We start from the raw sequence: 22,298 nt of genomic DNA on the forward strand, positions 1-22,298 counted from the left end.
GGCGGCGGATCGGACACCAGCCTCGTCACACCGCCACGCCGAGGAATTCCTGTCGTGTCAGCGCATTGTCGCGGAAGCAGCCCAGCATACGGCTGGTGACCAGATCGGTGTCTGCCTTGTGGACACCGCGGGTCGCCATGCAGTGATGCGCTGCCTTGATGATCACGCCGACGCCCTGCGGCTTCAGCACCTCATTGATGGTGTTGGCGATCTGCGCCGTCATCTTTTCCTGGATCTGCAGGCGCTTCGCGAACACGTCAACCACCCGGGCAAGCTTGCTGATGCCGACGACGCGACCATTGGGAATGTAGGCCACCCATGCCCGTCCGATGATCGGCGCCATATGATGCTCGCAGTGGCTCTCAAACGGGATGCCACGCAGCACAATCATTTCGTCATAGCCCTCGGTCTCGTCGAACGTTTTCTGAAGAATCTCGACGGGATCCTGCGCATAGCCTGAGAAAAATTCTTCAAACGCGCGGGTTACCCGGCTCGGGGTCTCGATCAGCCCATCGCGCTGTGGGTCGTCGCCGGCCCAGCGGATGATCGTTTGAACCGCCGCCTCGACTTCAGCCCGGTCCGGGCGGTTCGTATCGTCCTGCGAGACTTTGACTCGCTCCAGAGCGTGCACATTCTGACCTTTCAACATACTTCCTCCCTTGCCGGAGCCCACGCACCGTGCATTGAAACCATTGACAATCGTTGGATGGCCCGAAGACCAAGGCTCCCAGGTTCAGCCAGGAAGCCCGAGCCGCTTCATCACGCCTGCGGTCATTCGCTCGCAGCGCCGGCCGGCGAACGGGAATGCGTCCATCAGAACGGGGCCGATCTGCTTGTCCAGCTGCTCACGCACAAGCTTTCGTGCGCGATGCAGCCGCGTCTTGACCGTCTCCGGCCGCAATCCAAGAATTTCCGCGGTATCTTCGACGCTCAAGCCTTCGATCACCCGCGTGATGAAAACGACCCGATAGACTTCGGGAAGGTTGTCGGTTGCCTGTTCGACGAGTTGCAAAAGCTGGCGCTGCGCCATGGTTCGTTCCGGGTCGTCGGATTTCGACGTAAGGGGAAATTGAATGATCTCTGCGGGGGTGCGCTGCGCTTCGAATGTGACAATGTCCACGGTCGGACGCTGGGTTCGTAGCCGCCCCAGCGCTTCATTGATGGTGATGCGCGACAGCCATGTCGCAAGACTGGATTCGCCGCGGAAACTATCCAGATGCGTGAAGGCGCGAACATAGGCCTCCTGCACCGCGTCCTCCGCCTCGGCATCGTTCCGAAGAATGCTGCGTGCGAGTCGGTAAAGACGCTGATTGTAGCGCTGCATGATGGAGCGAAAAGCATCGCCATCACGCGCGATGGCGCGCTGCACCAGATCGAAATCGTCCGATGAGACAATAGGATGGGACTTCTGCTCATGTCCCTGGGCTGCTGTCATGACCTGTCTCCTGTTGCCCTTTGGATGCGCGGGCGAGGAAAAGGTTCCAGAGATTCTCGAAATCAGCGCTGGCGGCCTGCCGGGCTTGAAATGAGGCGGCCCTGTCGTCTGGCTGACGATAGATCAGAAAGCGGGCATTTGCGATGCTGGTGCTGCTGTCCCACCCTTTATATCGGCTGGTGTTATGGGTCCCGGCCGCAGCCTGTCATCGGGCCGGCGAAGCCGGACCCGTTGGCCGGGACGACATGTGCCTGCTTGACTTTCAAATTATAAGATTATATTCCTATTGCATTCAGGCCGCGATGTTTCATGAGCACCGTGCCCGGATAACCTGAGTGACGACGGTGGAGCGCCGGGAGGCGCAGCGCCTGTCGCATCAGGCGCGCATGGCCCTCGCCAGGCTGTGCGGCGGACTCGATCGCAAGAGTTCGCCAAAGGTGCCTCGCAAGCACCTTGGCGCCTCCCGGCGCTCCATCGTTCTCGCGTTCCGCGCGAGAAGTGGAGTCTGCAAAGCTCGGATGCATTGATTTGCACCGCGAGGCCAAGGGCGGCTGAGCATGTGTAAAAAGTTTTGCCCCGGTCGTCTCCGCGGACCGGAATCCACCACGATCCTGTGATTTTTTGCAAGCCTTCAAACCGCCAGGATTCGTCACGCCAGATGTTGAACACAGTTCATCCACAGATCGATTTTCCGTCGCGACGGGATTGATGAATCATCGATCTGTGGTTCATAAGCCGTCTCCCTGCGGTCGCGATTCAGGTTCGCGATCTTCTCGTTAAGAAAGACTCCGCGTGACCAAAACAGTCTCTCAACAGATTGCCGACGAGCTTGGTGTCCGTGAACAACAGGTCGAGGCCGCAGTCACCCTGCTTGATGGCGGCGCCACCGTTCCGTTTATCGCGCGATACCGCAAGGAAGCCACCGGCGCACTCGACGACGCGCAGCTCCGCACGCTGGAAGAGCGCCTGAACTATCTACGCGAGCTCGAAGAGCGCCGCGTCACCATCCTCAGTTCGATTCGCGAGCAAGGCAAACTCGACGCGGCGCTGGAAGCTGCCATTCTCGCGGCGGACAGCAAGGGACGCCTCGAGGACATTTACCTGCCGTTCAAGCCCAAGCGTCGCACCAAGGCGGAAATCGCCAAGGAAGCCGGACTGGAGCCGCTGGCGGAATTGCTGCTCACGCAACCGGAGAACGATCCGCAAGCGACCGCATTGCCTTTCGTCGATGCAGACAAGCAGGTCGCAGACGCGGCCGCTGCGCTCGATGGTGCGCGTTCGATCTTGGTTGAGCGATTTGCCGAAGACGCCGACCTGATCGGCGGCCTGCGTGAGCAAATGTGGTCGAATGGACTTCTCGCATCCAAGCTGCGGGACGGCAAAAAGGAAGCCGGCGCCAAGTTCAGCGACTATTTCGACTTTAGCGAGCCCCTGAACAAGCTCCCGTCGCACCGAATCCTTGCGATGTTTCGCGGCGAGAAGGAAGAGATTCTCGATCTTCAGATGCTCCCGGATGCCACTCCTGCGACGCCGACAACGGTCAGCTCCTATGAATTGCGCATCAAGCAGCGCTTCGCCATTGCGGATCAGGGACGCCCCGGAGACCGATGGCTGGCTGAGACGGTGCGCTGGGCATGGCGCACCAAAATCCAGGTGCACCTCAACATCGATCTGAGAATGCGGCTGTGGACAGCCGCAGAGGAGGAAGCGGTCCGTGTGTTCGCCTCGAATTTGCGGGATCTGCTGTTGGCCGCGCCCGCCGGGGCGCGCGTCACCATGGGTCTCGACCCGGGATATCGAACCGGCGTCAAGGTTGCGGTGGTCGATGCAACCGGCAAGGTCGTCGCCACAACCGCGATTTTCCCCCACGAACCGCAGCGCCGCTGGGACGAAGCCCTTGCGATTCTCGGCAAACTCGCGCGCGAGCATCGCGTCGAACTGATCGCGATTGGCAACGGCACGGCTTCCCGCGAAACCGACAAACTGGCGACCGAGCTGGTGAAGCTTCTTCCTGAGCTGAAAATGTCGAAGATCGTGGTGTCCGAAGCGGGCGCCTCGGTCTATTCGGCGTCCGCTTTCGCATCCGAAGAACTTCCGGGACTCGATGTCACGCTGCGCGGCGCAGTTTCGATCGCGCGACGGCTGCAGGATCCGCTGGCCGAACTGGTCAAGATCGATCCGAAGTCAATTGGTGTCGGCCAGTATCAGCATGACCTCGGCGAAACCAAGCTGTCCCGCTCGCTCGATGCGGTGGTCGAGGATTGCGTGAACGCAGTCGGCGTCGATGCCAACACCGCTTCAGCCCCGCTGCTGGCGCGGGTGTCAGGTATCGGTGCCGGACTCGCGCAAAGCATCGTCCAGCATCGCGATGCAAACGGTCCATTCCAGTCCCGCAAGGCGCTCAAGGAAGTGCCGCGGCTCGGCCCGAAAGCGTTCGAACAGTGTGCGGGCTTTCTGCGCATCAATGCTGGCGAGGACCCCCTTGATGCATCCGGCGTTCATCCGGAATCATACCCGGTGGTGCGGCGAATTCTTGCGGCGACCAAAAGCGACATCAAGGCGCTGATCGGCAATGCCGAGATTCTGCGGCAGATCAAGCCGCAGACATTTGTCGATGACACGTTTGGTCTGCCGACGGTGACCGACATTCTGCGCGAGCTGGAAAAGCCCGGCCGTGATCCCCGCCCGGCCTTCAAGGCCGCAGTGTTCAAAGATGGTGTGGAGAAGGTCAGCGACCTCAAGCCCGGCATGGTTCTGGAAGGCGCAGTGACAAACGTCGCGGCATTCGGTGCCTTTGTCGACATCGGCGTGCACCAGGACGGCCTGGTCCACATCTCGGCAATGTCGCGAACCTTTATCAAAGATCCGCGCGAGGTGGTGAAATCCGGCGATATCGTTCGCGTCAAAGTGCTGGAGGTTGACGTACCACGCAAACGTATTGCGTTGACGTTGCGGCTCGATGACGAACTCGGCGCAAGGCCCGATCGCGCTGCCAAGAGCGAACCGCGCGGTAACGTCCGCTCATCTTCAAGCTCGCCAGCGCCACGCAAGGCGCCGCAATCCACCAGCACGTCAGGCGGCGGCGCGCTGGCCGACGCGCTTCGTCGGGCAGCAGAAAAGAACAAAGGGCGGTAAGCCGAAACCCGGTTAGAAGGAGCTGCCGCAGCGCGCGCCTATTGATCCTCAACGAGGCAGAGGCCCGCGCCAAAGTACCTGATTCAGCGCATGAACGCACTGTCACCCTGCATGCGCGCCCAGTTCGGCCATGAATTGCTTCAGATGCACCTGCCAGGCAGGAACATCCAGATCGAACGTCTCGCGAATCTTGCGCGTATCGAGCAGCGAACTCTTGGGACGCGCGGCAGCCGTGCGATACTGCTTTGACGCGATCGGAATGATCATGTCTTCCTCAACACGCAACGGCCAGCCCCGTCGCTTTGCTTCGCGTATCAATTCCACCGCATATCCGTGCCAGGACACCCTCCCCGAAGGCGCAAGGTTGAAAACGCCGCGCCCTTTTTTCGCATCGTGTCCACAACAGTCCACGATACGCGCGGTGACATCGGCGATGAATTCAGCAGACGTCGGGGCGCCAACCTGATCGTCAACGATCCGGAGTTCGTCCAGCTCTGCGGCCAGTCGCAGTATCGTTTTGGCGAAGTTGTGTCCTGCCAAACCGTAAACCCATCCCACCCGGACAATGGTGTGGTTATCCGTGGCAGCGAAAATCGCCTGATCGCCTGCGAGTTTTGAGCGACCGTAAACGTTCAGGGGAGATGGCATATCATCCTCAAGATAGGCCGTCTTTTTCGCGCCATCGAACACATAGTCGGTCGAGTAATGGATCAACCGTGCGCCCAGCGCTTCAGCTACTTCAGCGATAACGCCGGGCGCAATCGCATTGGCGCTAAAACAGCCCTCGGCGTCCTCCTCGGCCTTGTCGACCGCCGTATAAGCGGCGGCGTTGATGATGATGTTCGGTTGCACGCCGCGGATTACGTCGCGCAACTGGTTGATATTCGCAAGATCGCAAGCCTCCCGATCGGGAGCCAATATTTTGCCACGATCCGCAAGACGCACCTGCAAGGCAGAACCGACCTGGCCGCTTTTACCCAGCAGAAGGATGCGGGACACCGTCATCGCGCATAACAATTAGGCAGACCAACGAAATCATCGGGGTTCACGGCGGAAGTTCGCCTGTCCATATCCATAACCAGCGCAGACTCCATTGTATCCCGAGGCCCTGATGCAATTGGGGTCAATGTACCCGGCTCTGCCGGAGAAGAGTACAGGTCGTTTGCGGAAATCCCAATCTAGAATCTGGGCTGCGCGATTTGCACCATCTCTCTTAAGCACAAAGCAGAACGCATATCTGGGTCGAGATCGTGCATCCATGGGCGAACAGAGCGCCAGAAATGAGCGCGGGCTGTTGAGCGTTCCGCGCCATTTACAAAGGCAGGCCGTTGATCGGCGCCCGGCTCGCCGGCAACCGATGCTGCCATGCGGCCTCGATCTCGTCTGCAGAACAGACCTTCGTGGCTGCGGCACCGGAATTTTGCAATGCGATATGAGCTAAATCATCCGATGTTAAACATCGGATGATTGCAACACCAAACCAGCCCGTGCTAGCGTCTCCGGAACGCCGTCATCGAGAACGGCGGCTGGGAGACGGAAACCGGTGGCAAAACCCCGCCCAAGGACAATCAGCAGAGTCGCCAAGCCCGGACGCATTCACGCCGTCCTGGCAACGCTCGGCAGCGAAATCGCGCGTGACGTTATTCCGGTCGGCGCAACGCTGCCGCCTGAGCCCGATCTTGAAGCGCGTTTCGGCGTCGGGCGTGGCGTTGTTCGCGAGGCGATCAAGACACTGGCTGCGAAAGGGCTTGTCAGCGTCGGCCCGCGTCACGGTACCCGCGTATTGCCTCGCCATGACTGGAGCCTGCTCGATCGCGATGTGCTGAGCTGGCTGGTCGGTAAAGGTGATCCGGATCGCGAACTGTTGCTGGAAATCCAGGAAGTGCGCTCGATCATCGAACCGGCTGCGGCAGCATTGGCCGCCAAACGCGCGACCAAAACCGATCGGCTGCGCATCAACGCAGCATTGGCAGCGATGGAGACGTCGCACGATCAGGCCAGCGCCATTGCGGCCGACAAGGCATTTCACCTGGCCGTCCTGGATGCCACCCACAACCGGGTGTTTCAAGGCTTCAGGGGCGCGATCGACACCATTCTGAGCACGGTTTTTCTGGTGGCCGTCGGCAGTGCCGGCTGGTTCGACGACAATCTGCCCAATCACGCCTCCGTGGCACACGCCATCGACGAAGGCAATTCCCGCAAGGCGCGAGCCGCGATGGAGCAGGTTCTCGGATTCACGGAGTCCAAACTTTCAAAACGAAAATCCGGCGGCGCACGACTTTCATCGAGCCAGCCCTCGGCCAAGCTGAAGACCCAGAGGAAGCAGTATGTATCGTGATATGAAGGGCTCGACCCATGTGCTTGCATCGCCGGAGATCGCGGTGGTCGCGATCCCGGAAGACGAGCGCGTCTGGGTGCCTCAGGCTCCTGACGTCTGGTTCAGGCCGCTGATGCTGAACACCCGGCAGGGCCAGTGGTGTAACCTGCTGCGGGTGCGAAAGTCCGGCGTACTGTCGCGCCACCTTCATCCGAACCCCGTTCACGGCTTTGTGCTGAAGGGAAAGTGGTTTTACCGCGAGCACAAATGGGTCGCCACTGAGGGCTCCTACGTGTTCGAGCCGCCGGGCGAAATTCACACCCTCGTCGTGCCTGAAGACACTTCCGAGATGATCACCTTCTTCAACATCCAGGGATCGATGGTTTATCTCGACGAGCAGAACAAGCACGTCGGGTATGAGGACGTATTCACCAAGATCGACATGTGTCGCGCCCATTATGAAGCAAGCGGTCTCGGCCGCGATTACGTCGATCAGTTCGTGCGATGATGGACGGGCCCGCCATATCGCGTGAGACAGCCTCTGCCGCGTGGGCGTCGATCTGGTACGCCGGAAAGCGCGTACTCGTGACCGGCGGAACATCGGGAATCGGCGCAGGCATTGCACGCGGTTTTATCGAAGCAGGTGCAGACGTCTCCGTGACCGGCGTTGGCGATGCCGAAATCGCGGCAGCGGCTACCGATCCTGTGCTGAACAAGGCGCGCGCGCATCAACTGGATGTCCGCGACAGCGACGCCATCAAATCCTTGATCGGCTCCTTCGACGGCCTCGACGTGCTGGTCAACTGCGCAGGCGTCATTCGCCGCGGCGAGGAACTTGATCCCGATGTGTTCCAGTCGGTGATTGATATCAATCTCAACGGCGCCATGCGGATGTGCGCTGCCGCGCGGCCATTATTGGCGAGTTCGAATGGCGCTATCGTCAATCTGGCGTCGATGCTTTCATTCTTTGGCGGCGGTCTTGTTCCCGCATATGCAGCCAGCAAGGGCGGCATCTCGCAGCTGACCAAGTCGCTCGCTATCGCCTATGCGGGTGACGGTATTCGCGTCAACGCCATTGCACCGGGGTGGATTCAAACGCCCCTCACCTCCGCGTTGCAAGCCGATCCGGCACGCAGCCAGCCGATACTCGACCGAACGCCACTCGGACGCTGGGGAAAGCCATCGGACCTGCTCGGCGGCGTCCTCTATCTGTGTTCGCCAACCGCATCGTTCGTCACCGGAACAGTCCTCGTCATTGATGGAGGATATGCCATCGCATGACAGCGATGTGGCGACGTGCCGCGCATCACGCGGCTTGATCACGTTTAGTCTAAAAGCGCTGAACAACAAGCGCCCTACAAGAAACGACAACGATATGGGCCGGAACACCGGCCGCAGGGAGGTACCGTGCTGGTGATACCCAGTCAGAAGATTCGGCCGAGATGGATGACGCGAGGCTTCAGCTCCGTCGTGGGTGCTGCGATGTTCGTGGCGCCCCTGCTCGTCCTCGTCATCCTGTGGGCCATTGTGGTCCCGCTGTTCCAGATCAATCCGCGTGTTTTCCCATCCTTAGGTTCGGTCGGCACGGCCGCAATGGATTCAATCCGCGACGGCACGCTGATCAATCATATCGGCGCGAGCCTGTTGCGCGTCGGACTGGGAACCCTGATCGGCATCGTTACGGCGGTTCCGCTCGGCATCGCGATGGGCGTCAGTCCCGCAATCTCTACGTTTCTAACGCCACTGTTTCGCTTCTTCTCCGTGCTGGCCGGCATCGCATGGATTCCGATCGCCACGCTGTGGTTCGGCTACGGTTTCGGCGCGATCATCTTCGTGATCTTCAATGCCGTATTCTTCGTAGTCGCGTACAATACGCTGCTCGGCGTCTCAACCATTCCCTATTCGCTTCGCAATGCCGCTGCGTCGCTCGGCGCCGGTCGCTGGGCGCTGCTGACCCAGGTGCTGCTGCCCGGCGCGTTGCCAAATATTGTCACTGGAATTCGAACCGGCCTCGGCTTCGCGTGGCGCGGGCTGATCGCAGCGGAGATGATCGCAACCAATGTCGGCCTTGGCTACATGCTATTCGTCGCCCGCGATTTCTATCGCACTGAGGTCATCGTACTCGGCATGATTGTCATCGGCGTGCTGTGGCTGCTGATCGATCGCCTGCTGCTGGTTCCGTTGGAGCGTTCGACTATCGAGCGCTGGGGCATGGTGAGGCGCGCATGAACATCATCCTGAAAGGCTGGAGCGCTTATACCCGAATGACCGCCCGCTGGCCGGGCCTTGCCGCCGTGATTCCGTTCATTCCGGTGGTGCTGCTCTGGACCGCAATCTCCGAAGCCGGGGTATTTCCCCGCGCATTCTTCCCCGGCCCCGGCGATGTCGTGCGGTCGTTCTTCACACTCACATATAAAGGCATCCTGCCCGACTACCTTCAAGACAGCCTGATCCGGCTGATCACCGGCGCTGCGGTCGGCATGGCGCTGGGCATTCCGCTCGGCATCCTGATCGGCACCAGCCGCTGGGCGCATCGCGCCTGCTGGCCCGTGCTGCTGTTCTTCCAGGCCATCGGCGACATCGCGTGGCTGCCGATCCTGCTGATCTGGTTCGGCTTCGGCCTCACCACCATGACCTTCGTGATCGTCTACACGGTCCTGTTTCCGGTGGTCCTCAACACGGTCCTCGGCGTCGAATCCGTGCCACGCGACCTCGCGCGCGCCGCCCGCAGCCTCGGCGCATCACGCGCGCGCGTGCTCTGGGAAGTGACGCTGCCCGGCGCGCTGCCCAACATCATCACCGGCCTTCGTAACGGTCTCGGCTACGGCTGGCGCGCGCTCATCGCCGTGGAGATCATCGTCGGCACCAGCGGCATCGGATTCATGATGTTCGATGCGCGCCGTGCCGGCTCCACCGTCGAGATCATTCTCGGCATGATCATTCTTGGACTGCTTTGGTACATCGTTGACGCCTGGATACTCGCGCCGATCGAGCGCGCGACCGGCAAACGCTGGGGATTGGTGACATCATGAGCACGCTTTCGATCCGCAATCTCGCAAAGACCTACTTTGATCCGTATGCCGGCGAGCATGTCACCGCCGTACGGGATGTCTCGCTCGATGTCGAACAGGGAGAGTTCGTCTCTGTGGTCGGGCCATCCGGCTGCGGGAAGACTACGATCCTCAATATGGTCGCCGGTTTCATTCCGCACTCCGGCGGCGAAATCCTGCTGAACGGAAAGGCCATCGACGGTCCCGGCCCTGAGCGCGGCGTGGTGTTTCAGTCCTTTGCCCTGTTTCCATGGAAGACCGTTCTGGACAATGTCGGCTTTGGTCCGAAAATGCGCGGCGTTCCGAAGGCGGAGCGGGACAAGATCGCGCACGAGTATCTTGCACTCGCGGGGCTGACCCACGCCGCGAACCGTTATCCCAACGAACTGTCCGGCGGCATGCAGCAACGCGTCGGCGTGGTGCGTGCACTCGCCAACAATCCGGCTGTGCTTCTGATGGACGAACCATTTGCCAGCGTCGATGCGCAGACGCGCATGACGCTCCAGGAAGAACTCACCCGCATCTGGCAGGAGCGTCGCCCGACGGTGATCTTCATTACCCACGATGTGCCCGAAGCTGTGTTCCTTGCCAACCGGGTTGTCGTTCTCTCAAAGGGCCGCGTTCTCGACCAGATCAAGGTGGATCTGCCACGCCCGCGAATCTGGGACGACCTGATCGAAGACGATACCTTCAAGAAGTTGTCCGCACAGGTGTTGCATATGGTGCGTTCCGCATGAGCCTCGCATCCGAAGCCCTTCGCTCGACCAAGGGACGCGTCGTGCTCGGCGTGGTTGCCGCGTGGCTCTGCTTCCAGCTCTGGCTGACGCTCGCCGCGCCAATGAAGATTTCGCCGGAGCTCAAAGGTGCTTCCGAGAAGGTCAATATCCAGATTGAATTGCCTTTTGTGCCTGAACGCTTTCACGTTCAGTCGTTTCAGCAATATGGAAGGGTCGCCGGTGCCGACGACCATTCGATAGCACTACGAGGAGTCAAACGAACGGATCTCAACGCGGTTGCCCGGCCTTACTGGGTGACGAGCGTCGGGCCGATAAAAGAGGGAGGATAATAATGAAACGATTATTGATGTTGGGAGCTGCACTGATGCTGGCGTGCGCGCCGGCGCAAGCGCAGACGATGGTGAAAGTCAAAGCCGGCATGGTGACCGGCATCGATCAGATCGGGCTTCCGATCGCGCTCGAACGCGGCTTTTTCGAAAAAAACGGCCTCGATGTCACGATCGCCCGGCCCTACGCGACCGGCGTCGATGCTCTGAATGCGCTGCAGGCTGGCGAAAGTGAAATCGTTCAGGTCGGCGTGCCAATGATTGGCGCCGTCCTGCGCGGAATGGATCTTGTCGCGCTCGGCAACTACAGCGGAAATGCGACCAAGGCCGGTTCTGATGCAACCATGGCGGTGATCGCGCGCGAAGGTGCCGGAATCGTCAAGGGCGACCTCGCAAGCCTGAAGGGCAAGAAGATCGCCGCCTCATTCGGCACGATCAATCATCTCTATATTCTGGCGATCCTTGAGAAGGCCGGCCTGAAGCCGGAAGACGTGACGCTGGTGAATACCCCGCCACCGGATATGACGGTTGCGCTGCTCGCCAAGGGCATCGACGCGTTCTCGGCGTGGGATCCATGGCCCATCGTTGCGGGCAAGGACGTTCCCGGCGCCATCGAGGTAATCCGGGGCGGCGACGTGATTTCCTATCTCGGATTCAATGTCGCCTTGCGTCCGTGGGTCGAGAAGAACGGCGAGACCATCGAGAAGTTTCTCGCCGCCGTCTCCGAAGCCGACCAATGGATGCGCAAGAATCCGAAACAGGCCGCTGGAATCGCGACCCGCTGGATTCCAGGCCTGAAGCCGGAAATCGCCGAAGCGGCGATGCAGTTCAATATCCAGCAGGCAGACCGGCGCTTGTCCGCAAACAACTTTCGCGCACTTTGGAGCGCGGAGGATCGCCTTGCGCGGCTTGGTATCCTGAAGTCGACGTTCGACGTCAACAAGCACATCGAGCCGAAGCACATCCTGAAGGTGATGAAGGATAAGCCTGAGCTGTTCGCTGACCTGCCGCCGATTCCGGCGAACGTGGCGATCGGTCCGGGTTACGTTTTCAAACCCTGAAAACTAATCCACGTGACGGGCGGGGATCTTCCCTGCCCGTCGGCGTGGACGTTCCACATCCATGCCGGTCGGAATGATGAAGACCTCGTTGTCGGAGAACGACTTTTCAAACGCCTCGATGGCTCTTTCTCGAAGCCTCGTCACGGACGTAGTCGGTAGCAGCAATGCTGGCTCCCGGCCTTGCCGGTGGCGATCACGCCGCCAAGCTGGCGGAACTAGCGAACGACCGCGCCATCGTCCGAGTGCTTACAGACCACAACAGTATCGATGAAGGCCCCCCTGGGGCGTTCGCTTGTTCGCCGCGAATTCGCCGATTGATCTGTGACCTGGTTCACATACCCCCATTCGGACCTAGGCTATTGAAGCGCTTCCTTCACAGGAGGCTCTCATGCAAGCCCCAATAGGAAAAATTGCCCATCTAGACCTAGCTAGCCGGCGGAACTGGACGGTGTGTTGGCGATGGTCGATTTCGATCCTGGCTGCGGAGTTTGTTCTTGTTGTCGCCTTGGTTGGATTCGCTCTCGAGTCCCGGCCGGACTCGCGGGTGAAATCCGAATCCGTGCAGGTGCAACAGGCGCAACAGCACAGACCCAGTGCAAACCGCAAAACGTGTCCGCTCGTTGAACTCCGAAAAACACAGGAGCTTTAGCGATCAATCCTGCGAGCGCTCAGCCATGACCTTCAACGACTCCACATCGATCACAGTAATCGAGCCGCGTTGAAGACGAACGAGCTTGCGCTCGGCCCACTCATGCAGTTGCTTGTTGACGCTTTCTCTCGACATGCCAAGCATCTCACCAATTTCCTGCTGCGTGATGGCGATTGTCTTGTCCAAGGCCGCGCCCGGTCGATCGATCAGACGCATAAGCGCCTTGGCCAGCTTGCCTGACAACTCAGGAAATATGACTTGCTCCACATGATCGCTGATCCAGCGCAATCGGACACAGAGCAGTTCTATCAATTTTGTCGCCAACACCGGCTGGGAGGCAAGCAAGGTTAGAAAGTCCCGCCTATCAATGAAAAATAACTCGCAGTTAGAATTTGCGATCGCGTCAGCAGTTCTGGCGAGGCCATCAAGGACCGCTATCTCGCCAAACATTTCTCCAGCATCGACCATGTTGAAGATGGCTCCTCGGCCATCGGCGGATGAGACGCCAATTTTCACCGTGCCGCTGATAATGAAAAAGAGGCTTTGGCCGGGATCCCCTTTTGCGAAAATTGTTGCCCCACGTTTGAAGGTTCTTTTTCTGGCGTAACGGCACAATTGATCTAACGCATCGCGTTCAAGGTCGCGAAACAGTGGATGGCTGCGCAAGACATTCGTCTTATCGCCTGCAGGGAGGGCTGCTTTTGGTCTGTCGTCCTGAAGCATCAGTATATGGCTCAGTTGCAAAGCGACTGAATGTCTTCCTATCCGGAGATGATCACGGCAGAGGGAGGACGGGCAACGTAATTTTTGTTGAATCTCAATCAATTACAGCTGCGATGCAGCAACGCGCAATAGACTAGACGCATCCCTTTGGCGCACGTCCATTTTCTGAGCTTCCGATCCAGGGGCGAGTCCGTCTTGCTATTGTCAAAGGAACCCTTAAACCTAACCTAGGCCCAAAACTGCGGGGCTGCCATGAACATGGGGCAGCGTAGCTTGGTTGGCAGCACAGATCATCAGTGCAACTACTGCGGTTTCCTTATGGAACCGACAGCCCGGTTTTGCGGCGGCTGTGGACGCCCGAAAGCCCGCTCCGGCGACACGGCGGCACACGCGCTTTCCTTTCTGCAATCCAACATACCCGCTGACCTCGCAGACCGCATCTTGCGCTCCGGCGGAGCAATGTTGGGTGAGCGCAAACATGTCACGGTCGTTTTTGCCGATGTCCGCGATTCAACCGCCCTCATCGATCAGCTCGATCCTGAGGAAGCGCTCCAGGTTCTCGGTCCTGTCCTCAAGAATTTGATGGATGCGGTCCATCATCACGAAGGCTTCGTGAACCAGACACTTGGCGACGGGATCATGGCGCTGTTCGGCGCTCCTATCGCGAGGGAAGATCATGCGGTTCAAGCGTGCAGCGCCGCACTTGCGATGCGAACCGCTGTCGATGAGCTTAATCGCTCAACCGGGAGAGACATCGCCATTCGCATCGGCATGAATTCCGGTGAGGTCGTCATCCATTCGATCGGCAATAATCTCGCAATGAACTATGACGCTGTTGGAAAGAGCGTTCATCTGGCTGCACGGCTGGAGGAGATCGCAAGGCCCGGCAAGATCATGCTCTCTGCGGCAACCCATGATCTTGCCAAAGGCTTCGTGACGGTCAGACCGCTCGGATTTGCCAACGTAAAGGGCGTCTCGGAAGCCGTTGAGGTTTTCGAGTTGACCGCGATGCGGATAAGGACCCGGTGGCAGGTCCGGTCCGCGCGAGGCCTCAGCGTCCTCGTGGGCCGTCAGAATGAACTGCGCTGCCTGAGAACCGCACTCGAAGATGCCGCGTCCGGAAATGGGCAATCGCTAACCATTGTCGCTGCGGCAGGACTGGGAAAATCCCGGCTGATACACGATTTTATCCGGAACCTGTCTGATGAGTGGACCGTACTCGAGACCGCTTGCCCCTCGCAACGCACGAGTTCGAGCTACTATCCCATCAGCATTCTGATCCGAGCCATGTTTGAGGTCGGCGCTGATGACAATCCGGAAATCGTGATCGATCGCGTCAGGGACGGGATCAATCGACTGGACCGCACGCTCTCGGCTTTCCTGCCCCCAATTCTCTCGCTGCTGGATCTCAGCGCGGACGATCAAGACTGGAAAAAGCTGGAACCGTCAGAGAGGCGGCTCAGGACTATCGAAGCCGTAAGATCGCTTACTCTTCGCCTCGCGCAATCAAAACCCCTGGTAATCCTGATCGAGGACCTACACTGGAGTGATGCGGAGACAAGGCTCATTCTACAGAGTCTGGCCGGCGCGCTGAACGGAACGAAGATCGTTCTGATCGCAACCCAACGCCCAGAGGGCGCTCCGCCCGATCGCGGCACAACGCGCCTGGATCTGTCACCGCTTGACGATGCGACCTCTCACCAATTGATCGATTGGCTCATGGGCGACGACGGCAGTCTCGCCCCGATAAAGAGGCGGATACTAACCCAGGCCCAAGGCAACCCGCTCTTTATGGAAGAACTTGTCCAGACGCTTAAAGAGACGCGATTTCTTGACGGGCATCCGGGCAGCTATCGGATCGCCAAGAAGACCGGACGAGTTGAGATTCCGCCGACCATTCATTCAGTGCTCGCAGCGCGCATCGATCTGCTGGATGGTTTTCCAAAGTCGTTACTCCAGACCTCAGCCGTCATTGGCATGGAAATTTCCGTCGATCTACTTTCGGGAATGATGGATGTAACCCCGGCCGAAGTATCAGATGAGCTTCGAACGCTGGAAATCGCGGACTTTCTTCGAAAGATCAGGAGCGCCACATCCGCGGACTATTCTTTCAAGCACGAGCTCACACGGGAGGTTGTCTATAGCACCATGCTGCTGGGCCTTCGGCGCTCGCTTCACGCCAAAGCCGTCGAGGTCATCGAGTCACGTTTCGCCGACCGCCTTGACGAGCACGTTGATCGGCTCGCTGATCACGCGTTCCATGCCGGGCTATGGGAAAAGGCCGTTCCCTACCAGTTGCGCAGTTGCCGGCGCGCCATCAAACGCGGAGCTAATCAGGACGCCGTTAGTATCTGTGAACGCGGCCTTGAGACCCTGTCGCATCTACCAGCGTCAGCCGCGAAGATCAAAGCCGAGATTGATTTCCGTCTCGCGCTTGTGATCGCGCTCGAACCACTCGGAAAACATCGCCAGATTGCAGATATTTTGCGCGAAGCGAGCCGTCTGGCCGACCCCTTCGGAGACCCGCAGCGCACTGCCGCGGTTAATTGCCAGCTTGCTGTGGCGCTTTGGAGACTTGGCGAACATCCAGCAGCAATGTCAGCCGCCGAAACCGCGAGAGGCATTGCCAATCAGATCCGGGATTCATCGCTCCAGTTCGCGTCGCTTCTCATTGTCGGCATTGTTCATCACGAGACAGGAACTTTCGCAGCATCGGTCGATATTCACGAACGGTGTATTGCGCTTGAAACGCCGGAACTTGACCAGAAACGCGCCGGATGGGCCGCCTACCCCAGCGTCCTTTTGCGTACCTTCATGGCGGACTCTTTGATTGAACTCGGTGACCTCGGACGCGCGCAGGCGGTGGCCGAGGATGCCAGCCGGCGCGCCGAGATCCTGGATCACGCTTACTCGCGAGCGAACATCAATCACGTGCTCGGACGTCTGCGCACCGCGCAAGGGCGATACGCCGAGGCGATTACGCTCTTGCGTGAAAGTTGGCAGACCTGCCTCGATCTCGAAATGGTCCAGATGTATCCGGTCTTTGCAGCTCGAATGGGGGAGGCGCATCTCGCGGCGGGCGACGTCGAAACCGCTCTTGATATCCTGTCGGTGCCTGAACGACTGGACGTGCCGCTGGCTGAACATTCGTTCGGCTGGCGCTATCTTTTCCTCGCTCAAGGTCGGGCTTTGCTCGCGGCCGGCCGGCTCGCAGAAGCACATGCGGCGGGTAAACGCGCTCTCGCACTTGCCGAACAACGAGGAGAATCGCCACAACAGGCATATGCAGCGCATTTGCTCGGTGAGATCGCACGCGCCGCAGATCCGCAGGATCTCATCGTGACGGAAGCACATTTCAAGCGCGCTCTTCAACTTGCGGAAGAATGCGGCATGCAGACGTTGATAGCGATGTGTCGTCAGTCCCTTGAAACTAGCGCAAACCAACGCGGCGAACCCAGCATCGCACGCAGATGAGCCGCGATGGGGCCGGCAAATATCCAGTTGACGTCAAACAAGCTCAGGTCGCGCCAATGCACGTACTGCCTCAATGCCGGGCAGGAAAAAGTATGCACCTCCGCGGACCCTGACAAACGGGCGCGGCCGGTCAATATAGTGGTTGATTGGACGATCCTGAATAGTGACGACATCTCCAGTGCAACTGAAATGCCCGAACGGATCCGTTCCCGCATGAAGGCCGCCGAAGTGAGTGTTGTTGAGCCATGAATGCTGGATCATTTCGAACTGTCCGGCGATGTCGGCATTGAGAGCAATGAACGAGATCCCGCGCGACGCTTTTCGGCTAGCCGAGTTGCCCATTCCTGAATCAAGCCGTTCTCCATATGGCCTGCCACGCCGGATGATGCGATGCATTTTTGAAAGGCGCAGCGCTGTGTCGGCGTCCGGTCCTATCGTATCCCGGGGATTTGCGCGGCGAATGTGCGCTCCTATCGGGCATGCCGTACCAAAGCGATCCTCGAAATGGTAGAGAAAATCGTTGCGCGGAGATGCGTCGGGACCTCGGTCAACAGGAACCAAAGGATGCCCTTCGCGCGTTCGCCCAACCAACCGCGCCGCGATTTCTTCCCGCGCCGGTTCATCGGTCCTCCCGTATACGCGCCCTGCGGTGTTTGCAACAAAGTCATTGAAGGCGCGCACATCCTGCTCGAGTTGCCGGAAAACGAGGTAGGTACCGTTACGCCGAATGTCCCGCGCTTCTGCACCCTTGCTATCCTTCGTGCCGGAGATACTTGAGATACGGATACGGCGTTCGTTCCTGTAACCGAGAATGAACTCACCCGGCTTGACGAGATGAATGCGCTTTTCGTCAGCGGTCAGTTCCTTGTTCTCATCTGGATCGCCGGAACTCTTCTTGCGCTTCTTGCTTGCCCTGGGTGATCCTTCGATCATCGGCTGAGAAATTCCATCCTTGAAGCCAAAATGCTCCTTGTGATCTTCATAAATCCGCCCTTCGAGAACAATGCGCTCGCCGTTCTGCCGCAATGCCGGCTCGGCTGCGCCCGCCATGGCTTTGATCTCGGTATCGATCAGTGCCATGAGAGAGGATCTGTCGCTGGCGTAGAGCAGCAACATTCCGTCGATGTCCCGGCTCCCATTCCAGCCGCCCCACTCCCAGAATTCAGGAGAACTGTCGCCGAGGTCTCCGAGAATGTTTGATCGACGCGAAGGACCCGTTGCCGTTGGCTTGGGCGCCATGCCTTCGAGAAATTCTGGAGAGAAACTGTTCAGCATGTTATCGCTGACGTTAATGTGCTTCAACCCAGGTGCCGAGAGCGCCAGATTGATCGCTTGCCTGTCGCCACGAGCAACGGCGCATGTCAGACGCTTGGCCAGCGAGCCCAGCCATCGCTTTGCGGCATCGACCTTGTCGGGTTCAAAGTGCCAAAAGAGGTAGGCGGAAAAAGGCAATTTCGGATATCCGCTCAACACAAGCCTTTGAACATCCTCCCACTCAACCTTCTCCATGGCAATTTACCCACAGTCAGAGGTTTCGAAAGATCGCGTCGATTTCACCATAGCTTAATGGCTTGAACAGGGATTGTCTCAAGGCGGTATTGGCGTTGATATTGATGACACTAAGCGTCGGATATGCGCCATACCAGACGATCGTTTCGACCTGGCTCTGGCGCACGTAAGCTTTGAAAGGTTGTTCGGCCTGTGCTCCCTTCCAGAACAAGAATTTCGATGCAGGGAAGCCATAACGTTTGCCATCTGCGCTGACAAACGTGTTTGACCAGATGGCGTTCAGGCCTTTGACTGCCGCCAGATCGATGAACTCGTTGAGATAGCTCTCCCAGGCGCCGCCAAAATTATCGAGAAACAACAGCCGTCGTCCTCCATCAATCACAACCCAGCGCGCGGAAAGGATTGTAGGTATCCCGCCGAGTTCCCCGCGATTGAACCAGAAACGGGAAAGCAGGTTGATGACGAACAGTGCTAGGCGCAATAGCCAGCGCCGGACAAAGCCTGGCTTCACAGACGTGATACTCGCGAGGTGATTTTGATATCTGTTGATGCCGCCTTCCTCACGCGTGTACTTCTTTGCGTTTTCTTGGGTATGCCCGATCAGTTCGGAAGAATCGGAAAAACGCCGTTTGTCTCTCATCTCGAGAACTCTGATTACCCCGAAGATGACGAGACCGATGGCGTAAAATGCCAGAATTCCGATGAGGCCGTATGCCACGATTACAAAGACGGCGAAGACGATGGACCGCACAATCGTCGCAATCTGTTGACTGAAGCCAAGCGGAATATGGCGCGCAATGAGCAACGCACCCACGGCTACTGCGATGACCATCGCGAACCTGTCGAGATCGAGCAGCAAACGCCGCACATTCTCGCGAACGGCATCGTATGGCCGTAGTTCAACAGCGAGCTTCAGAGACGTCGCCCAATAGTTCAGAACCAAGAGAACGACGCCAAGAAGAAGCAGTCGCCATGTGATTGAAGCTGCCGCGACGAACGATGCCAAAAATCCCGACTGCGTTCCTACAGATTCTGCGGATCGAGCCGCAATCATTCCTGGAGTGACAGCCAATACAACAGATCCGACAAGAAAAATGATCAGCGTGTATCTGAAGATAACCGCGAGTTGCAATGGAAAACGATTGATGAAAAGCTGGTCGTGAGGGTTTTTTGTCCAACTGGTGAGGAAGAGTTCAATAATCCGAACGACCAACCAGATGCAACTCAATGCGATGAGAATGTGCAGGATCGCTGGCTCAATCGTGATGTAATTTGAAACCCACGGAAACCAGGAAGTGAGAAAGCTTCCGACGCTGGCGCCCAGCTGGGTCACCTGCTCGGAGGCTCGAACAATATGATCATGCAGGACAAACGGCCCCAAACCGAACGGCGATCCGACAATTATACCCGTGCCGCAAACTACGACGAATGCTGCAACGATTGCTGACGAGACAATCCATGAGCGCTGCCGCACCTCCCACGGTGTGGGTGCCTGCTGCTCTGCCCAACAATTGTCATCCTGGCCGCGGATAACATGACGCCGCACCGCTTCAAGGAAACCCACTGATCGTGCAGGAATAGCTTCGCCTGACGACCATTTACTTGAGAGGAACGACACGATGTTGTTACGGACGAGGCTTTCGCCCTTCACTTGAGCAACCGAACGCCCCGGACTCCCGCAGAAGAGCGTGTTCGCGCCGACGTCGTGGCGCATGAGGTATTCCTTGATCAACTGGGGAGCCGCAAGTCCAGAGGACGGATAATCGGTACAATGCCGGTACACTTCATGCATGCCCTCTGATGCGACATCGAGCAGTTCACCAAGAAAATCCTCGGCTGGACCATCGAATGTCGCTTCGAACACGAGACTTGGAGAAAATTCGTTGTCCGCCTCGAGCACGACGAAGCTGCAAAAATGCAGACTTGCGATTCTATCGAACCGAAACAGCGGCTGGCATTGCAGAAAATCGCCAGCTGGACGGGGTTCAGCGGTATCACGCAAGTATTTCCGGCAGGCCTCCACGAGTCCGGGGGCGAGCGGCGTAATGATAGTCGTGTAGTTCGGGTTCACCGTTCCTGCGTCCCAGCGGCTTGCGTGTTAAACGTGAGCACAAATGAACAGGGTGCGGGGCCCTCGTAACGGACTTGGCCGTCGCTTCCGGATGCGCGCGCAAGATCAGGAAGGCGCAATAGCGCCCGCACCATTTCCATGAGGGCGTTCTCAGCAACGTATTTCCCAAAGCAACGACGCTCTCCATCGCCGAAGTGAATATAACTCTCGATCGGGCGTTTCGGATCGAAACGCCACGGACGCGGAAAGGCGTCCGGATCGAACATCGCGGCCAGCGGACCAGCGAGAATGCGCGCTCCTTCCGGCACGACGCGCGCGCGCTTCGTTCCATTTGCAATAACTGCCTCGCGCGGAGCATCGCGCACCAACAAGGGAAGCATCGGTCGAAACCGCAGCGCCTCGTAGATATAGTGTGCAAGCGCATCGCGCGATTGCCTTACACGCTCTGCCGCCGATTTCCGGTCCCCTTCGGATGCCGTGCTTCCTAGGCTTTGTTCGTGCGCTTCTGCGCGATCGAGCGCGACGGCCAGCTTCTGCGCTTCTCGCAAGGCTTCTGGGCGCGCTACGAGTTGATCAACCGTGTGAGCGGTCCCGCGAACAACCGTTGCCAAGCCGGTCGCAACCAGACCGGTCAGGTATCGACGAATCCAGTCTTCATCGAACCAATTCGGCTTATCGCCAACGTTAAGCAACGCAGTCAATCGCGTCAGGAGATTGTCTGGCAGGTTGATTTGATGCGAAGTGGTGATAGACGATTTCGCAACTGAAATTTCTTCCAGCAGAAGCTGCGTCAGGCTGATCATATCGTCGCGCGAATCGACCCAGGGTTGTGAGCCGACCGGTGGATTGACCATGATGATACCGGCAAGATAGCGCGTCGCGCGCGCCATGCGCCGTTTGTCACCCTGCAACGGAGGAACGCCGAAATAATCGGCGGCGATGCGAACGACAACCGGCTCCGCAAGCTCCGCTACCATGTCGATCCTGCCATCGGCAGCGGCTATGCGCTCGCGGCATTCTTCGGCAACAGCCTTCTTGATTGTCAGCGGATCAAGGTCTCGCTTGACGACACTCTGGAGAAGCTCTCGCTCGCGTTGGTGTTGCTCGTTCCAGTCTACCGTCATCAGGAATGGCCCCCATGGCATTCCTGGTTCGATCACCTCACCGAGGGTGAAATCATCGAAGCGTCCGAGAACTTCCCGAATGTCATTCATTTTGGTGAGGATCACGAGCTTGCCAAAGATCGAGATGGGGCGCACACGACGAAGCACCGTGAAGACGATCTTAAGCAACCAAAGGTGTGAAAAAATATATGAGCTGAAGCGGTAGCCGGCCATCTGCCTGGCCAGCGAAATCCGTTCGACAAATCGCGTCAGCGAACCACTGTCAGTTGCCCGCCAACGCGGACCTTCGACCATTGATTCAGGAACGTTCGTACCCATGACGACATCCCGCAATTATCTTTGGCGGCGTATGCGAAGAAAAATTCGGATCAGCAATCAAATGGTCAGCGCGGCAAGCTGCATGATACCATCTTCGGAACCGAGCAGCCACACCTACAACCTCACCGACAAAAGCAGGCAATTGGCTGCCTCGACGCGCGGAAACGGCCAAGAGCCTTACAAAATTATTAGTTACAACAATAGCTTGGCCCGCATGCACGACGCTTGGGCAAAACCCTTCGCTCCTGCCAACACCCGGCGCTTTCGGCGTACAACGCGGGCAGCGGTGGGATCGGATGGTCGCACGAAGTCGGCGTCCTGCATGAGGAATAGCATGACACGGCGACCTGGGGGTTAGGCACTATGGGT

At 58.5% G+C, this 22,298-nt stretch carries 17 protein-coding genes; 10 read left to right on the forward strand and 7 right to left on the reverse strand.

Translation table 11 applies throughout. The features are described 5' to 3' along the window. Positions 1–25: 25 nt before the first annotated feature. Both folE and YH63_RS01080 read right to left on the reverse strand, forming a co-directional pair. The gene (gene folE / locus YH63_RS01075; protein ID WP_046829855.1) at positions 26–649 is read right to left on the reverse strand and encodes a GTP cyclohydrolase I FolE; all 624 of its coding nucleotides are present in this window, start codon (positions 647–649) and stop codon (positions 26–28) included. Positions 650–733: 84 nt separating this feature from the next. Further along, complete coding sequence (locus tag YH63_RS01080) at positions 734–1,435, reverse strand: RNA polymerase sigma factor (protein WP_046829200.1); 702 nt, start codon at positions 1,433–1,435, stop codon at positions 734–736. Positions 1,436–2,227: 792 nt separating this feature from the next. Here YH63_RS01080 and YH63_RS01085 point away from each other — a divergent pair. After that, positions 2,228–4,570: a Tex family protein gene (locus YH63_RS01085; protein WP_046829199.1), complete on the forward strand. Its 2,343-nt coding sequence runs from the start codon at positions 2,228–2,230 to the stop codon at positions 4,568–4,570. A 102-nt stretch (positions 4,571–4,672) separates the two neighbouring features. Here the strand turns inward: YH63_RS01085 and rfbD are convergent, their stop codons facing one another. Continuing rightward, positions 4,673–5,575, reverse strand: coding sequence for a dTDP-4-dehydrorhamnose reductase (gene rfbD / locus YH63_RS01090; RefSeq protein WP_046829198.1), 903 nt, complete (start codon positions 5,573–5,575; stop codon positions 4,673–4,675). 538 nt (positions 5,576–6,113) lie between these two features. Between rfbD and YH63_RS01095 the strand changes: the two genes are divergently transcribed. From YH63_RS01095 to YH63_RS01130, 8 genes are all read left to right on the forward strand, one after another. After that, positions 6,114–6,908: a FadR/GntR family transcriptional regulator gene (locus YH63_RS01095; RefSeq protein ID WP_046829197.1), complete on the forward strand. Its 795-nt coding sequence runs from the start codon at positions 6,114–6,116 to the stop codon at positions 6,906–6,908. Continuing rightward, positions 6,898–7,395: a 2,4'-dihydroxyacetophenone dioxygenase family protein gene (locus YH63_RS01100; RefSeq protein ID WP_246395249.1), complete on the forward strand. Its 498-nt coding sequence runs from the start codon at positions 6,898–6,900 to the stop codon at positions 7,393–7,395. The genes YH63_RS01095 and YH63_RS01100 overlap by 11 nt, the downstream gene beginning before the upstream one ends. Beyond that, complete coding sequence (locus YH63_RS01105; RefSeq protein ID WP_046829854.1) at positions 7,395–8,168, forward strand: SDR family NAD(P)-dependent oxidoreductase; 774 nt, start codon at positions 7,395–7,397, stop codon at positions 8,166–8,168. The genes YH63_RS01100 and YH63_RS01105 overlap by 1 nt, the downstream gene beginning before the upstream one ends. Before the next feature lie 165 nt (positions 8,169–8,333). Then, positions 8,334–9,116, forward strand: a complete 783-nt coding sequence (locus YH63_RS01110) for an ABC transporter permease (protein WP_052753891.1) — start codon at positions 8,334–8,336, stop codon at positions 9,114–9,116. Continuing rightward, positions 9,113–9,919, forward strand: coding sequence for an ABC transporter permease (locus tag YH63_RS01115; protein WP_083992675.1), 807 nt, complete (start codon positions 9,113–9,115; stop codon positions 9,917–9,919). Before YH63_RS01110 ends, YH63_RS01115 begins: the two co-directional genes overlap by 4 nt. Further along, positions 9,916–10,674, forward strand: coding sequence for an ABC transporter ATP-binding protein (locus YH63_RS01120; RefSeq protein ID WP_046829195.1), 759 nt, complete (start codon positions 9,916–9,918; stop codon positions 10,672–10,674). Before YH63_RS01115 ends, YH63_RS01120 begins: the two co-directional genes overlap by 4 nt. Beyond that, entirely contained in the window at positions 10,671–11,003 is a 333-nt protein-coding gene (locus YH63_RS01125) for a hypothetical protein (protein WP_046829194.1), read from the forward strand. The genes YH63_RS01120 and YH63_RS01125 overlap by 4 nt, the downstream gene beginning before the upstream one ends. A 2-nt stretch (positions 11,004–11,005) precedes the next feature. Next, a complete protein-coding gene (locus YH63_RS01130) occupies positions 11,006–12,061 on the forward strand; it encodes an ABC transporter substrate-binding protein (RefSeq protein ID WP_052753890.1) in 1,056 nt (351 codons plus the stop codon). A gap of 652 nt (positions 12,062–12,713) precedes the next feature. On the opposite strand, the gene YH63_RS01135 is transcribed toward YH63_RS01130, so the two are convergent. Beyond that, positions 12,714–13,433, reverse strand: a complete 720-nt coding sequence (locus YH63_RS01135) for a Crp/Fnr family transcriptional regulator (RefSeq protein WP_046829192.1) — start codon at positions 13,431–13,433, stop codon at positions 12,714–12,716. 252 nt (positions 13,434–13,685) lie between these two features. Between YH63_RS01135 and YH63_RS01140 the strand changes: the two genes are divergently transcribed. Then, complete coding sequence (locus YH63_RS01140; protein WP_246657985.1) at positions 13,686–16,907, forward strand: ATP-binding protein; 3,222 nt, start codon at positions 13,686–13,688, stop codon at positions 16,905–16,907. Between the two features lie 33 nt (positions 16,908–16,940). Here the strand turns inward: YH63_RS01140 and YH63_RS01145 are convergent, their stop codons facing one another. Genes YH63_RS01145 through YH63_RS01155 form a run of 3 tightly spaced genes read right to left on the reverse strand, consistent with a single transcriptional unit; the run spans position 16,941 to position 21,929 of the window. Continuing rightward, the gene (locus tag YH63_RS01145) at positions 16,941–18,416 is read right to left on the reverse strand and encodes a Dyp-type peroxidase (protein ID WP_046829190.1); all 1,476 of its coding nucleotides are present in this window, start codon (positions 18,414–18,416) and stop codon (positions 16,941–16,943) included. 16 nt (positions 18,417–18,432) lie between these two features. Next, positions 18,433–20,487 (reverse strand): hypothetical protein, encoded by a 2,055-nt coding sequence (locus YH63_RS01150; protein WP_046829189.1) that lies wholly within the window; start codon positions 20,485–20,487, stop codon positions 18,433–18,435. Continuing rightward, positions 20,484–21,929 carry a cytochrome P450 gene (locus tag YH63_RS01155; RefSeq protein WP_046829188.1) on the reverse strand — a complete coding sequence of 482 codons (1,446 nt, stop codon included), beginning with the start codon at positions 21,927–21,929 and terminating at the stop codon, positions 20,484–20,486. Before YH63_RS01155 ends, YH63_RS01150 begins: the two co-directional genes overlap by 4 nt. Positions 21,930–22,298 lie beyond the last annotated feature (369 nt).

It is taken from the genome of Afipia massiliensis (assembly GCF_001006325.2).
In the GTDB taxonomy this organism is placed as follows: domain Bacteria; phylum Pseudomonadota; class Alphaproteobacteria; order Rhizobiales; family Xanthobacteraceae; genus Afipia; species Afipia massiliensis_A.